General features: G+C 56.9%; 8 protein-coding genes. All 8 read left to right on the top strand.

Annotated elements, in window-relative coordinates:
• Positions 1–13: 13 nt before the first annotated feature.
• On the top strand, positions 14–1195 hold the full coding sequence (locus tag PEL01S_RS28775) for an aminotransferase class I/II-fold pyridoxal phosphate-dependent enzyme (RefSeq protein ID WP_127462698.1): 1182 nt from the start codon (positions 14–16) through the stop codon (positions 1193–1195).
• A gap of 131 nt (positions 1196–1326) precedes the next feature.
• Entirely contained in the window at positions 1327–2409 is a 1083-nt protein-coding gene (locus tag PEL01S_RS28770) for a Gfo/Idh/MocA family protein (protein ID WP_063182998.1), read from the top strand.
• A gap of 24 nt (positions 2410–2433) precedes the next feature.
• Entirely contained in the window at positions 2434–3453 is a 1020-nt protein-coding gene (locus PEL01S_RS28765; RefSeq protein ID WP_063183000.1) for a Gfo/Idh/MocA family protein, read from the top strand.
• Positions 3450–4415 (top strand): AraC family transcriptional regulator, encoded by a 966-nt coding sequence (locus PEL01S_RS28760; RefSeq protein ID WP_063183002.1) that lies wholly within the window; start codon positions 3450–3452, stop codon positions 4413–4415. Before PEL01S_RS28765 ends, PEL01S_RS28760 begins: the two co-directional genes overlap by 4 nt.
• A gap of 524 nt (positions 4416–4939) precedes the next feature.
• Positions 4940–5800: a thioesterase II family protein gene (locus tag PEL01S_RS28755; RefSeq protein ID WP_371860732.1), complete on the top strand. Its 861-nt coding sequence runs from the start codon at positions 4940–4942 to the stop codon at positions 5798–5800.
• Positions 5801–6045: 245 nt separating this feature from the next.
• On the top strand, positions 6046–7851 hold the full coding sequence (locus tag PEL01S_RS28750) for an ABC transporter ATP-binding protein (RefSeq protein WP_127462697.1): 1806 nt from the start codon (positions 6046–6048) through the stop codon (positions 7849–7851).
• Positions 7826–9607, top strand: coding sequence for an ABC transporter ATP-binding protein (locus PEL01S_RS28745; RefSeq protein ID WP_063183007.1), 1782 nt, complete (start codon positions 7826–7828; stop codon positions 9605–9607). The genes PEL01S_RS28750 and PEL01S_RS28745 overlap by 26 nt, the downstream gene beginning before the upstream one ends.
• Positions 9608–9700: 93 nt before the next feature.
• A partial coding sequence (locus tag PEL01S_RS28740; protein ID WP_127462696.1) for a non-ribosomal peptide synthetase occupies positions 9701–15856 on the top strand: 6156 nt, incomplete at its 3' end.

Below are 15856 nucleotides of genomic sequence, written 5' to 3'. Positions count from 1 at the left end.
AGGTAGCAAATAGATGAAACGATGGGAATCGAAACGATTGGCCGAACTGGGTTCGGCTATTTTTTCTGAGATGGCGGCGTGGAAGCGGGAAGTGACGGCACGCGGCGTCGATGTGATCGACCTCGGCATCGGGAGCCCGGACCGGACACCGTCCGCCTATGTCATGGAAGCGTTAACGCGCGCGGTGAACGATCCGGGAATGTACGGCTATCCGACATCGGAGGGGAGTGCGCAATTCCGGCAAACGGTCGCCCGCTGGTACGCCCACCGGTTTGGGGTGACGCTCGATCCGGAGGAGGAGATCGTCACGCTGATGGGCTCGCAGGATGGCTTGGCGCACTTGGCGATGGCAGTGACGGACCCCGGCGATGTCGTCATGGTTCCCGATCCGGGCTATCCGATTTATTCCGCGAGTCTGGTGCTGGCCGGGGTGCAGCCTTACTATATGCCTCTGCGCGCAGATAACGGCTTTTTGCCGAAGCTTGAGGATATCCCGGAGGAAGTGGCGCGGCAAGCGAAATTCATGCTTTTGAACTATCCGAGCAACCCGCTGTCGGCGGTGGCCGACTTGGCGTTCTTCGAGCGGCTGGTGGAATATGCCCGCGAGCACGAACTGCTGCTGGTGCACGACCTTGCCTATTCCGAGATGTCATTTGACGGCTTCAAGCCGCCCAGCATTCTGGAAGTCGAGGGAGCGAAGGACATCGCCGTCGAGTTCCATTCCTTGTCGAAAAGCTTCAATATGGCCGGCTGCCGCATCGCCTTTATGGTCGGACAGCGTGACGTGGTCCGCGCTCTGCGCGTGCTGAAGTCGAATATCGACTATGGCGTATTTTTGGCGGTGCAGCAGGCCGGCATCGCAGCGCTGGAGGAAGATATGATGCCGGGAAGCCGATCGGTTGCAGCGCTGTACGAACGGCGGCGGGATATCGTGATCGAAGGGCTGAACGAAGCCGGCTGGAGCATTCCGAAGCCGAAGGCGACGATGTTCATCTGGGCGCCGATCCCGGAAGGCTGGACATCTCGACAGATTTCCCGGGAAATGCTGTATTCTGCGGGAGTCGTCGTTATTCCGGGCGACGCGTTCGGCCAGGAAGGCGAAGGCTACGTCCGCATCGCTCTCGTTCAGGAAGAGGAGCGGCTGCAGGAAGCGGTCCGCCGGATCGGACAGTTTTTGCGGGAGGCTTCCCGGTAATCATCTTATAGCTGTGAAATTTTAATGATGTCGCAATATCTTACTTCTTCCTGTCGCCAAATTGCAATTTCATCGCCGCCTCAATCATGCTACTATGAAGGCATGTCGTACAAAAATAGGAGGCGTATCAAGTGTCCCAGAAGCTCAAAATAGCCATTATCGGATGCGGCGGCATCGCGAACGGAAAGCATTTGCCAAGTTTATCTCGTTTGGAGCAAGTTGAACTTGTCGCATTTTGTGATATCATTTCCGATCGGGCCGAGGAAGCGAAAGCGAAGTACGGCACTGCGGAAGCGAAAGTCTATGAAGATTATAAAACGCTGCTGCAGGATGCGTCGATCGATGTCGTTCACGTGTGTACGCCGAACGATTCCCATGCGGAAATCACGATTGCGGCGCTGGAAGCCGGCAAGCATGTGATGTGCGAGAAGCCGATGGCCAAGACGGCGGCCGATGCGCGCCGGATGGTCGAGGCGGCCAAGCGGACAGGTAAGAAGCTGACGATCGGCTACAACAACCGGTTCCGGGCGGACAGCCTTTACTTGAAGCGCATCTGCGAGGAAGGCGAGCTTGGCGACATCTACTATGCGAAAGCGCATGCCGTTCGCCGCCGCGCCGTGCCGACTTGGGGCGTCTTCCTGGACGAGGAGAAGCAAGGCGGAGGTCCGTTGATCGATATCGGCACGCATGCCCTCGACCTGACGCTCTGGCTCATGGACAACTACGAACCGAAAGCCGTACTTGGAACGGCATTCCATAAATTATCGGGGAAAGAAAACGCTGCCAATGCTTGGGGACCTTGGGACCCGAAGAAGTTTACGGTGGAGGATTCGGCCTTCGGCATGATCGTGATGAAGAACGGCGCGACCATCATGCTGGAATCGAGCTGGGCGCTCAATACGCTCGATGTAAAGGAAGCGAAGAGCACCTTGTCCGGAACGGAAGGTGGCGCGGATATGGAGGACGGCCTCCGGCTGAACGGCGAGAAGCTGAGCCGCTTGTACATGAACAAGATCGAGCTCGGCAGCGGCGGAGTCGATTTCTACGACGGCCAGAGCGAGAGTGCGCCGGATACGGAAATGCGCCAGTGGATCGATGCGATTCTGCATGACAAGCAGCCGGTCGTCACGCCGGAGCAGGCTTGCGTCGTGTCCGAAATTCTCGAAGCGATCTACGAATCGGCGAAAACGGGCAAAGCCGTATACTTCGACTAAGCGCCGGAAGGAAGGATGGGAACGATGATCAGAGTAGCGATGCTCAGCTTTTGGCATGTGCATGCCGCCGATTACGCGAAGCAGGCGACGGAGCATCCGGACACGGAAATTGTGGCCGTATGGGATGAGCTGCCGGAGCGCGGACGCCGGGAAGCGGAAGCGCGGGGCGTCCGGTTTTACGACAAGCTGGATGAGCTTCTCGCCCAGCCCGATATCGATGCGGTCATTGTCGATACGCCGACCAACCTGCACCGGGATGTGATGGTGGCTGCGGCACAGGCGGGCAAACATATTTTTACGGAAAAAGTCGTTGCGCCGACGCTGAAGGAAAGCAACGAAATTATGGAGGCGGTCCGCAAGGCCGGCGTCAAATTAACGGTGTCGCTTCCGCGTTTGAACGAAAGCTACACGCTGGCCGTACAGGATGTGCTGAACCGGGGGCTGCTCGGTGAGGTGACGCTCGTCCGCACGCGGCTGTCCCATAATGGCGCGATTCCGAATGACCAATCGGCCAATGGCTGGCTTCCCGCGCACTTCTACAATGCCGAGCAATGCGGTGGCGGCGCGATGATCGACCTCGGCTGCCATCCGATGTATTTGGCCCGCTTGTTCCTCGGCATGCCGGAGAGCGTAACGGCCAGCTACGGCTTCGTCACCGGCAGGGAAGTCGAGGACAATGCGGTGTCCGTGCTGCGTTATTCCAGCGGAGCGCTTGCCGTTGTGGAGGCGGGCTTTGTCAACCGGCACTCGCCGTTCGTTATTGAAGTGCACGGCACGGAAGGCAGCTTGCTCTATTCGACGCACGACAACCGTTTGCTCGTGCGCACGGCGAAGGGCGGAGCGGCGTCGGACGAGGAATGGCGGGTGCAGGAGCTTCCGGCTGGCCGCCCGTCGGCGTTTCACCAGTGGGTAGCCCATATTCAGCAGGGGACCGCGGCGGAGGAAAATATCGGGCTTGCGCTGGACCTGACGCGGCTAATGGAAGCTTCGAACTTGTCCGCACGCTCCGGGGCGGCCTGCCAGCTTAACGATTTGCAGCCATGAACGGTCAGTCCCGAATCGGCGCGCGGCCGTATCCGTTCGAGCTGATGCTGGAAAACCCGACGGCGCTTGACCGGCTGGAGGTGGAGTTCAAGTGGGGCCGTTACGGCATTCGCATGCTGAATTTTCACCATACCAGCTTTGCTCCGGGCCGGATCGTTCATTTTCATAAACATTCGGACTTCGAGTTTCATTTTATCCCGCGCGGCAAAGGGAAGGTCATTCTCGGCAGCGAGCCGTACTCGCTGCAGGAAGGCCAGATGTATTTGACCGGCCCCGGTCTCCTGCATTATCAGGAGGCGGACGCCTTCGAGGCGATGGATGAGCTGTGTCTGCATATCGACATTCAGAAGCTGGAAGCGGAAGAGACGGCAGACGCGGAGGCGTGGGGCGCCCGCTGGGAGCAGGCGGAGGCGGAAGCGTGCATTCGCCGCTTGGAGCAGCTGCCCCCGCGGCCGATGGCCGACAAATACAAGGCGATGGAATGCTTTATGGCCGCATACCGGGCCTGGTACGAAAATCAGCCGGGCGTCCTGACGGTGATCAAGCAATCGATCATTCAGGTGCTGCTGCGGATGACGCGCGCCTACGACGATACGCCGCAGCGGGACCTGCCGTCCCGCGATATGAAAAACTACCGGTACCAGCTTGCCGCCCAGTTCATCAAGGACAACTACATGGCGCCGTTAACGCTGGAGGTGGTGGCGGAGCGGGTGCAGGTCAGTCCGAGACAGCTGCAGCGTATTTTTCGCGAGCAGACGGGAGGCACGTTCAGCGAGTACATCGAGCATGTGCGGCTCGCGCAAATCTGCAAGGAATTGGCCGAGAGCGAGCTTACGATCGATCAGATTGCGTTTCAGAACGGCTTCTCCAGCGCCAACTATTTGCATTACGTCTTTAAGAAAAAGCTCGGCACCACGCCGATGCAGTACCGTTTGCAGCATGACGTTAAACAGAACACCTGACGCCGTTCTCCTTCGTTCGCATATCGAATGCGGGAAAACACCTGTCGGGTGTTTTTTTTATTTTTCGAACCTTGCACGATGCACAAAAAACATATTTGGATTTTGTGAGCAGGCATATAGGTCTTAAGTCTCGATTCCGGGAATGTGAATTTGATATGATTCGACAATTGCGTTTTTCGAAGCATTGCCGGAAACCGTTTGGGGTTAACGAAATTTTCGTTTTATTTTTATTCATTTCGTAAATCTCAACAAATTAGCTGGGAATTGGGAGGACACAGGAAGTCTAAGAAAACCCGACTTTTTTAGATTTGTTTTCATGAATTTGGCGTCAGTTTACCGTTTCTTTAGAATTAAAATGTATGAAATGTAAAATGAATAAACCAATCTATGCAGTGAAGCTAAAAGCTAAAATAAGCAATAAATGAAATTATATTACATAAATTGATGAAAATATATATTATGTTTTGTTCAAATTTCTTTTCCTAAAATTAGGATATATGTCTCATGCCAAATGGACCTAACATTTGTATATAATTAGCAGAGAATGGGATTCACTCTTCGACAACACCTATAGGGGGGTAGACATGATTTCACGATCGCCTTCTTGGTTTCTGAATGCCGAGGCCAGTTCGCGCATGAAGCTTCGTTTATTCTGCTTTCCATATGCAGGTGGCGGAGCGTCGATATTCGGCAACTGGAAACGAGAGTTTCCGCCAGAGATTAAAGTATGCCCCGTGCAGCTCCCCGGTCGGGAAAGCAGGGCATTGGAGAGCCCGCTAAACTCTCTTCCGGACATTGTGCACTCGCTTGTTTCGGAAATGACGCCATTCCTGCACTCTCCGTTTGCTTTTTTCGGTCACAGCATGGGGGCGCTGATTGCTTTTGAAACAGCCCGGAAGCTGTACCGGGAACATCATGTATTGCCTGCACACTTCTTCGCATCAGGAAAAGCCGCACCGCACTATACCTCCAGAAAAAAAATACTTCATCGTCTGCCGGACGACCAATTCAAGGATGAGCTTCGACTCATCGAAGGAACACCGGAAGAAATTTTGGATAATGACGAATTGATGCAAATTGTTATGCCTCGACTGCGCTCGGATTTCGCCGTTTGCGAAACGTACGTTTACCGTCCGGAAGAGCCTCTGAGCTGCCCGATTACCGTTTTTGGAGGGGCACAAGACCATGAAGTGAGCATAGACTCGCTTCGCGCTTGGCAGGAGCATACAAGCAGCGAATTCAAGCTGCAGCTGTTCGAGGGCAATCACTTCTTTCTCCATCAGCAGGAGACGGAGGTTATTGACAGCATGATGCACGTATTGTCGTCACCAAAGAAACCGGCTGTTTTCCGCCAGGACATAGCACATGTGAATGGTTTAGGTTAAGTCGGAAGATCACCTCCTGTACCGTGGGACAACTTCTCTTATATAATTCATAAAATTTATCGGAATAATATGCATTTAACCGTGTGGTTACAATGCGAAAAGGAGATGGGGATGATAACCACATTTTGAAGCTTTGGAATTCAAGGCTCCTCGGCTATCTGCCAAGACTATGGATAGGCACGATTGATTGACGGTTTGGCGGCTGCTAAGCCATCGAAAGCCGTCTGATGATAGGAGGCTCCCTTTTGTCCAAACGAAACCCCGTTTTTTCCAGATTGGCCCGCTATGTCAAACCTTATTTCCCATGGGTCGCGGTCACGGTGTTCGCTTCCCTCTGCGTGGCTGCCATCGACATCGTGTTGGGTAAAGCCATCGAACGGCTGGCTGAGGGAACGATCGGTTCGCCCCTTGCTATGATTTTTATGATCCTTGGAATGGTACTGGTCGGCATGCCGTGCAAATTTATGATCAAATACGCTTCATCGAAATTTAGCGTCAGTGCGTTAAAGGATCTGCGAAACGAGCTGGTAGACCGGTTCGGCGATCTGACGATGTCGAGCGTGGAACGGCGTTTTACAGGAGACCTGGTCTCCAGACTGACGAACAATACCGCCGTGCTGCAAAACTTTTTCATCCAGCATTTTGCTAACCTCTTTTATCTGCCGGTTGTTTTTATAGGCGCTCTGACCTTGCTCTTGCTCACGAGCTGGAAGCTGGTGCTGTCCAGTCTGGTGCTGATGCCGCTCGGCCTCGTCTTGGCCGCTTTGCTGAACAAGCCGATTCAATCGTATTCGGCGCAGCTTCAGGAAAAGATCAGCGAGCTGAATGTCGTGGCCCAAGATGCGATCGGTGGAATTGCCATCGTCAAAGCGTTCAACATGCAGGCGGCTTTTTTGAAAAAATATGCGCTGATCATGGATGAGGTGATCAGACAAGGCTTGCGTATGGAAAAGCGATATGCGGCGATCACGCCGATAGGCGTAGCCCTCTTCTCCACGCCCATTATTCTGGTCATCGCCTTCGGCGGTTATTTGATCGCGCAAGGGGAGCTGAGCGCAGGCGGGATCGTCCTGTTCCTCTATCTCATTACGTTCATTCTGCAACCGATTTCGATGCTCCCGTCGATGATCTCGCAGATCAAAGAAGCTGCGGGAGCCGCCCAGCATTTGTTCGAGGCGCTGGATTGGCCCACGGAACGGAAAGGATCGATGAACCTGCCGGTTCGTCCTGCTGCCGCTCCGGTACGGTTCGAGGCGGTGACGTTCTCCTACGACGGCGAGACGAAGGTGCTGGACGGGATCAGCTTTCAGGTGAACGAAGGCGAAACGGTAGCGATCGTCGGCGGCAGCGGAGGCGGCAAAAGTACGCTGTTTAAGCTGTTATGCGGATTTTACGAGCCCGAGCCGGAAGGCGGCGGCATGATCGAAGTGTTCGGCCGTCCGCTGGCCGATTGGGAGCCGGCCGAGCTGCGCGCCCGCCTATCGCTGGTATCTCAGGAATCGTATCTGTTTCCGGCCACCATTGCCGAAAATATCGGTTACGGGCGCGCGGACGCTACCCGCGAGGAAATTGTCGAGGCGGCGAAAGCCGCACATGCGCATGAATTCATTATGCAGCTTCCGCAGGGCTATGAGACGCCGCTTGGTGAACGGGGAGGCGGTCTGTCCGGCGGGCAAAAGCAGCGGATTGCCATCGCCAGGGCGTTCCTGAAGGATACTTCCCTGCTGCTGCTGGACGAGCCTACCTCGGCGCTCGACAGCCATTCCGAGGCGCTTGTGCAAAGCGCTCTGAAGAGCATGATGGGAGGCCGCACCGTGCTTGTCATCGCCCATCGCTTGTCGACCGTTCGGCAGGCCGACCGCATTATCGTGCTGGATCAGGGACGGATCGCGGAGAGCGGGACGCACGACGAGCTGCTGAGACATAACGGAGTATACAGTAAATTATACGTTCAGCAGTTTGCAGCTGCAGAGGACGAGGATACCGCCGGACTTGACCGTTCGCAGGCAGCAAGGAGGGAAGAGCGTGGCCTTCAAGCAGGGGTTCGATGATTTTCGGCAATTGATGTCGTTTATGAAGCCGCGAAGCAAGCTGTACTACATCGGTTTGTTCGGTAACAGCTTCACCAATGCAAGCGTCCCGATTTTGCTTTCTTTTGTGCTCCGGTATCTGCTTGATTTTGTGGTTAACCGGGATCCGGCGGAGCTTTACCGGGCGATTTATCTGGTGTGCGGCACGTTTTTGGCGTTGAGCATTTTATCGCCTTTATGCAGCTATGCGTACCACCGCTGCGTGAAGTTGACTTTGGCGGACATTCGCCTGCAATTGTTCGCGCATATCGGCCAGCTGCCTTACCGGGCGGCGGAAAGCCGTCACTCCGGCGATCTGATCTCCCGGATGACCAACGATGTACAGACGCTGGAGAAGGCATATACGGAATATATGCGATCCATCATTTTGGAAATCACCATGTTCGTCAGCTCGATCGTCATCCTGCTTGCGCTGGACTGGCGTTTTGCCATGGTCGCGGTCGGACTTACCCTACTATCAGCCTGGCTGAATGCAAAGTTCGCGGGGAGGATGCGAGAGATAAGCGGCCGGCTGCAGGAGCAGACGGCACGGTTCACGGAACGGCTCAGCGATCTGCTGACCGGCCTTCAGGTGGTCAAGCTGTTCGCCTTGAAAGGGAAGGTCGGGCGGTTGTGCAGCGAAGCCAGCGAGTCGGTCAGCGAGACCGGAATCAAGCAGGGCCGCCATCTTGGTCTGCAGGATGCGTGCAACTTTTTCATCGAGTTTGCGGCCTTGGGAGGCATGCTTGTGATCGGTCTCCTGATGGTCTCCTGGAAGCAGATGGAGCTTGGCACGCTCGGGCAAATCGTACAGCTGCAAACCGGCATTTCAGCAGTGTTTCTCCAGCTCGGCTCGGCCGTCTCGCTGATGCAAAATTCGTTTGCGAGCTTGACACGAATTCGGGAGATTCTGGACGAACAGGGGGAACCGGAGCGTTTTTCCGAAACGTTTGCAGCGCCCGACCAAGCGCCAATTGCGGCTTCTCCGGAAGCGGCTCTGGAATTCAGCGGCGTGTCGTTCGGCTATGATTCGTCCCGCACGGTGCTGCGACGGCTTAACCTGACAGTGGAGGAGGGGCGGACGACGGCGCTCGTCGGTCCGAGCGGAGGCGGCAAAAGCACCGTCATGAAGCTGCTGCTGGGCTTCTACCCTCCGGATGAGGGAATGGTGACGATCCGGGGGAAGTCGGCGGGTCATTATACGCTGGCGGAGATCCGGGACTTCATGGCTTACGTCCCGCAGGAGTCGACGCTGTTTCACGGTACCGTGGCCGATAATATTCGGTTCGGCTCTCCCGGAGCCTCGATGGAGGAAGTGGAGGCGGCAGCGAAGGCGGCGTACGCCCATTCGTTCATTACCGAGCTGACGGGCGGCTACGATACCGTCCTCGGCGAGCGGGGCGTCAATTTGTCCGGCGGCCAGCGCCAGCGTCTGGCCATTGCCCGGGCGCTGCTGAAGAACGCGCCGATTCTGCTGCTCGACGAAGCAACGTCGGCGCTGGACGCCGAATCGGAGCATGAAGTGCAGCAGGCGGTTCAGGCGCTCATGCGGGGGCGGACGACCCTCGTCATCGCCCATCGGCTGTCCACGGTGGAGCAGGCGGACGTCATTTGCGTCATTGCCGATGGCGAGGTGAAAGAGAAAGGGACTCACGAGCAATTGCTTGCCGAAGGGGGGCATTATGCCGAACTGTACCAGCTGCAGTTCCGTGCGGACCCGGCCGGGCAACCGGCCTGATGTCCGGCGGCTGAGCATGCGATATGCGGATCGGCAAGTCAACGGCGTTTTATACGATATTTTTTCCAAATATTTTTACAAGGGGAGAGACTCATGAGCGGAAATACAATCCAGTTTTATTCGTTAACGCAGCCTCAGCAGCGGATTTGGTATACGGAATTGCTTTATCCGCATCGCAACACGTCCACCATTATCGGGACCGTTAAAATAAAAGGACATGTGCAGGTCGACGCCTTGAAGCAAGCCATCAACGAAGTGATTGCCCGGAACGATTCGTTTCGCATCCGCATCGTGTCGGATAACGGGGTTCCCCGTCAATATGTGAGGCCGCACGCCGATCAGGAAATCGAATGCCTCGACCTGGACTTGGCGCAGGCGGAGGAATGGAGGCGCCGCCACAATTTGGTGCCGTTCGAGCTGCTGGATTCGGATTTGTACCGGTTCGTTATTGTTCGGATCGGCGAGGAAGAGACGTGGTTCAATTTTAAAATGCATCACATCGTCACCGACGGCGTGTCCATGAATCAGGCCATCAACCAAATCAGCGAGCATTACTCGCAGATCGTTAGCGAGGAGACGACGGCTGCTGCGGGGAAAAGCAAGCCTTCCTATCTCGATTTTATTCAGGTGGAGCAGGAGTACGAGCAATCGGACCGCTATCAGAAGGACAAAGCGTACTGGACGGACAAATTCGGCGAATTCCCTGAGACGCTAGGGCTGAAATCCTACAATCCGTTGACGCTTGGCACGGCCGCCAGACGGGAAAGCGTCGTGCTGAACGATGGGCTTTATCAAGGAGTAAAAGCTTTTTGCGAGCAGAACGGGATCGGTCTGTTCACGTTCTTCTTGACCGCTTTGTCTATCTACATGTACAAAATGACGCAGGAGCAGGACATTCCGATCGGAACGCTGTACGCCAACCGGACGTCGAAGAAAGAAAAAGATACGCTCGGCATGTTCGTCAGTACGGTCGCGACCCGGGTTCGGATGGAGCCCGAGTCCGAGCTGCTGGCGTTTCTGCAAAGCGTAGCGAAAGAGCAGGCGGCGATCCTGCGTCATCAGCGCTATCCTTACAACAAAATCGTTCAGGACCTGCGGGAAGCCCGACGCAGCCAAGATATTCAGCGCTTGTTCGGGGCGTCCATCCAATACCGTACTTTGAGCTTCGCTCCGTTCGGCGATTCGGTCATGCAGGTGGACAACGATTTTTGCGGGGATATCGTGAACGACTTCGATATTCACATGGTCGAAATGCTGGACGACGGAAAGCTCGTCCTGTATCTGGATTACCGTATTGAACTGTTTGATGAACATGAAGTCGCGCAGCTGATCCGGCAGTTCCTTTGCGTGACTGAACATATGATCGAGAGTCCGACCCAAAAAATAGTTGACTTATCGCTTATTGACGCCGAGGAGCGCAGCAAGATTCTGAACGTATTCAACGCTACGGCAGCGGACTATCCGCGGGAGCAGAGCATCGGTGCGCTGTTTGAAGCGCAAGCGGAGCGGACGCCGGAGCAGACGGCGGTCGTGTGCGAGGGCACGCAGCTGACTTACCGCGAGCTGAACGAACGGGCGAATCGTCTGGCGCGGACGCTGCGGGCCGCAGGGGTGGAGCGCGACGAGCCGGTTGCGATTTTGGCCGAGCGCTCCGTCGAGATGGTGGTCGGGGTGCTGGCGATTTTGAAGGCCGGAGGTGCGTATGTTCCGGTCGATCCGGACTATCCGGAGGAGCGCATCCGCTACCTGCTGGACGATTCAGGGGCCAAGCTGCTGCTGGCGCAGCGCCGGGAGTTTATGTTCGGGGACTTTGCGGGAATGATCGTAGATTTGAACGATGAAAGGGTTTACAGCGAAGATGCCTCGAACTTGGAGCCGATGAGCGGGCCGGAGGATCTGGCGTATGTGATCTACACGTCGGGAACGACGGGCAAGCCGAAGGGCGTTATGGTTGAGCATCGCAACGTGGTCCGGTTAGTAAAAAATACGAATTACGTCCAACTGGACGAAACGACGCGCATTTTGCAGACGGGGGCCGTCGTATTCGACGCGTCGACGTTCGAAATATGGGGAGCGCTGCTGAACGGCGGGCAGCTGTATTTAGTTAGCAGCGACGTGATTTTGAATGCGGACCGGCTGGAGGAAGCGATCCGGCGGTACGGGATCACAACGATGTGGCTGACTGCGCCTTTGTTTAACCAATTGACGCAGCAGAACAGCCGTCTATTTGGAGACATGAAGACGCTGCTCGTGGGCGGAGACGTGCTGTCGGTGCCGCACATCAACCGGGTGGTGCGGGACAACCCGGGGCTGCGTCTGGTCAACGGCTACGGTCCGACGGAAAATACGACGTTCTCGACGACGCACGAGATAGCGGGCGAGCAAAGGGAAGCGGTGCCGATCGGACGTCCGATTGCGAATTCGACGGCATATGTGGTCGACCGCGGGATGAAGCTGCAGCCGGTTGGAGCGTGGGGCGAGCTGATCGTCGGCGGAGACGGGGTGGCACGAGGCTATTGGAACCGTCCGGAGCTGACGGCGGAGAAATTTATCGCGAGCCCGGTGCGTGAGGGAGAGCGCTGTTACCGGACGGGAGACCTGGCGCGCTGGCGTGCGGACGGAACGCTGGAGTATAAAGGCCGGATCGACGAGCAGGTGAAAATCCGGGGCTACCGGATTGAGCTGGGCGAGGTGGAGGCGCAGCTGCTGCGCGTGGAAGGCGTGCGGGAAGCGGTCGTTATTGCGAGGGAAGACGAGCAGGGACAAAAGCAACTATGCGCTTACTTTACGGCGGAGAATGAATTGATGGTAAGTGAGGTTCGAAGCGCATTGTCGCAGGAGCTGCCGGGATACATGGTGCCGTCGTATTTCGTGCAGGTGGAGCGAATTCCGCTGACCCCGAACGGCAAAGTGGATCGCCGAGCGCTGCCTGCGCCGGAAGGAAGCGTTCAGACGGGAACGGAATACATCGCCCCGCGGACTGACGTGGAGCGGGCACTGGCGTCGGTGTGGCGGGCGGTTTTGGGAGTCGAAGCCGTCGGGGTGCTGGACAATTTCTTTGAGTTGGGCGGCGACTCGATCAAGGCTATTCAGGTGTCTTCGAGAATGCTTCAGACCGGCTATAAAATCGAAATGCGAGAGCTGTTCCAATATCCGACCGTGGCTGAGCTGGGCGGTCATGTGCAAGCTGTCGACCGCATCGCCGACCAAGGGGAAGTCGCGGGCGGCGTGAAGCTGACGCCGATTCAGCGCTGGTACTTCGAGCAGGAGCCGGCCGAGCCGCATCATTATAACCAGGCGCTGCTGCTTCATCGGGAAGCGGGCTTCGACGAAGCGGCACTGCATCGGGCGATGCGGCACATCGTTCAGCATCACGATGCATTGCGCACCGTTTACCGTCGAACGACGGGTGGCGGCTACGAGGCATGGAACCGGGGCATCGGCGAGGGCGAGCCGTTCACGCTGGACATCGCGGATTTTACGGGCGAAACGGACTGCGCAGCAGCAATCGAAGCGAAAGCGAATGAGATTCAAAGCGGCATCGACCTGAGCGCCGGACCTTTGGTCAAGCTGGGGCTGTTCCGCTGCGCGGATGGAGATCATTTGTTGATCGCTATTCACCATCTGGTGGTGGACGGAGTATCGTGGCGCATTTTGCTCGAAGATTTGGCGGCAAGCTATGAGCAGGCGTTAAAGGGAGAAACGGTTCGTCTTCCGCATAAAACGGATTCATTCCAGGTCTGGGCGGAGCAGTTGTCGCACTATGCGAGCGGTACGGCCATCGAACGCGAACGGGCATATTGGCGGCAGATCGCGGAAGCCGATCATGGCGCGCTGCCGAAGGATGACGCGCAGGATCAGGCGAAGGTTGGGGACGGCGAAGCCGTTACGGCGGTATGGACGGCGCAGGAGACGGAGCAGCTTCTGAAACAGGCGTCGCGCGCGTATAACACGGAAGTGAACGATCTGCTGCTGACGGCGCTGGGCATGGCGGTTCACGAGTGGACCGGGATGGAGCGAGTGCTTGTCAACCTGGAGGGACACGGCCGGGAAGCCATCCTGCCGGGGCTGGACATTACACGCACCGTTGGTTGGTTTACGAGCCAATTCCCCGTTGTGCTGGAGCTGGGCGCAGAGCGGGACGTGTCCCGGCGGATCAAGCGGGTGAAGGAAGGGCTGCGCCGCATCCCGAACAAAGGGGTCGGCTACGGTATTTTAAGATATTTATCCTCTGCCTCCGATTCGTGGGGAAATAAGGAATTCGAGATCGAGCCGCAGATCAGCTTTAACTATTTGGGACAGTTCGATCAGGATTTGCAAGGCAATGCGTTCCGCTTGTCGCCTTATTCGAGCGGAGTAGCTGTTAGCGGAAGTCTGGCCAGAAGATACGAGCTGGATATCAACGGCATGGTCACGGACGGCGAGCTGCGGCTATCCATCGGCTACAGCGGCAAAGCGTACCGCAAGGAAACGATGGAGCGGCTGGCCGGGCTGCTGGAGGCATGCTTGCGCGAGGTGATCGCCCACTGCGCGGCCAAAGAGCGGCCGGAGCTGACGCCAAGCGACGTCCTGCTTAAAGGGCTAACGGTTCAAGAGCTGGATGCGCTTGTCGAACGCACTCGCTCTGCTGGCGAGCTAGAGAACGTGTACGCGCTCACGCCGATGCAAAAAGGGATGCTGTTCCACAGCCTGATGGAGCCGCATTCGGGAGCTTATTTCGAGCAGGCGACGTTCGACCTGCAGGGAAGCTTCCATGTCGGCATATTCGAGAAGAGTCTGGGGCTGCTGGTGGAAAGGTATCCCATGTTCCGGACGAATTTTTACAGCGGCTGGCATGAGCAGCCTTTGCAGATCGTTTACCGGAGCAAACAGGCGGGCTTCCGCTACGAGGATCTGCGAGGCATGGAGGAAGCGGAGCGTCAGGCGTATGTCGCGGCTTTTCTTGAGCAGGATAAAGCCCGCAGCTTCGATTTGAGTCACGACGCGCTGATGCGCGTGTCCGTGCTGCAAACCGGGGACGCGGCATACCGCTTCGTCTGGAGCTTCCATCATATCGTGATGGATGGCTGGTGCCTCGCTTTGGTGACGAACGAAGTGTTCGGCACATACTTCGCGCTGCTCGAGAAGCGGCAGCCCGAGCTTGCTCCGGTTGTCCCGTACAGCCGTTATATCGAGTGGCTGGAGCGGCAGGACGGCGAGGAAGCGGCCCGTTATTGGAGCGGCTACTTGGCCGGCTTCGAGCATCAGACGCTGCTGCCGCAGGAGCGCAAGGCGGAACGGTATGACGCGCAGAAGCTGTCGTTCCAGCTCGGCAAAGGTCTGACGGAACAGATGCAGCGCACGGCGAAGCAGCATCAGGTGACGATGAACACGCTGCTGCAGGCGGCTTGGGGCGTCGTGCTGCAAAAATACAATAACAACGGGGATGTCGTATTCGGCAGCGTCGTGTCGGGGCGGCCGGACGACATTCCGGGCATCGACCGGATGATCGGGCTGTTCATCAACACGGTCCCGGTGCGCATTCACTGCGAAGCGGAAACAACGTTTGCCGATTTGCTGCGGAGCACGCAGGAGCAGGCGCTGGCTTCCCGCGATTTCGAGACGTATCCGCTCTACGAGATTCAAGCTTTGACCGAGCAGAAGCAGGATTTGGTCAACCATATTATCGTGTTCGAAAACTATCCGGTCGAGCAGCGGATGGAGCAAATGGGCAGCCGTGGGGCAGAAAGCTTCGCGATTACGGACGTCGCGATGTCCGAGCAAACGAACTATGCGTTTAATATTACGGTCATCCCGGGCGATGATCTGGGCATTCATTTCGAATACAACGCGCTGGCGTTCGACCGTTCGACGCTGGAGCGGATGCGGGGCCATCTCGTCCGCGTGCTGGAGCAGGCGATTGGTAACCCGGACGCGCGGGTGAGCGAACTGGAGCTGGTTACGCCGGAAGAGCGGACGCTACTGGTGGACGGCTTCGGCAGCGTAGGCGTAGAGAACGGCTACGCGCCGGAGCAAACGTTCCACGCATGCTTCGAAGCGCAGGCGGAGCTTGTGCCGGAGCAGACGGCGGTTGTCTATGCGCAGACGCAGCTGACGTACCGCGAGCTGAACGAGCGGGCTAATCGGCTGGCCCGGACGCTGCGAGCGCGCGGAATCGGGCGCGAGTCGATCGTCGGTATTCTGGCCGACCGTTCGACGGACTTGCTCGTCGCCGTGCTGGCCGTCTGGAAAGCAGGCGGCGCGTATGTG

This window comes from Paenibacillus elgii NBRC 100335 (genome assembly GCF_004000865.1).
GTDB classification, from domain to species: Bacteria; Bacillota; Bacilli; order Paenibacillales; family NBRC-103111; genus Paenibacillus_G; species Paenibacillus_G elgii.
This window is presented reverse-complemented; position numbering and strand designations above follow the sequence as displayed.

Bases quoted from the DNA above. Each gene is read 5' to 3' on its own strand.
- PEL01S_RS28765 (WP_063183000.1), top strand. From the start codon at position 2,434: ATGATCAGAGTAGCGATGCTCAGCTTTTGGCATGTGCATGCCGCCGAT.
- PEL01S_RS28775 (WP_127462698.1), top strand. From the start codon at position 14: ATGAAACGATGGGAATCGAAACGATTGGCCGAACTGGGTTCGGCTATT.
- PEL01S_RS28760 (WP_063183002.1), top strand. From the start codon at position 3,450: ATGAACGGTCAGTCCCGAATCGGCGCGCGGCCGTATCCGTTCGAGCTG.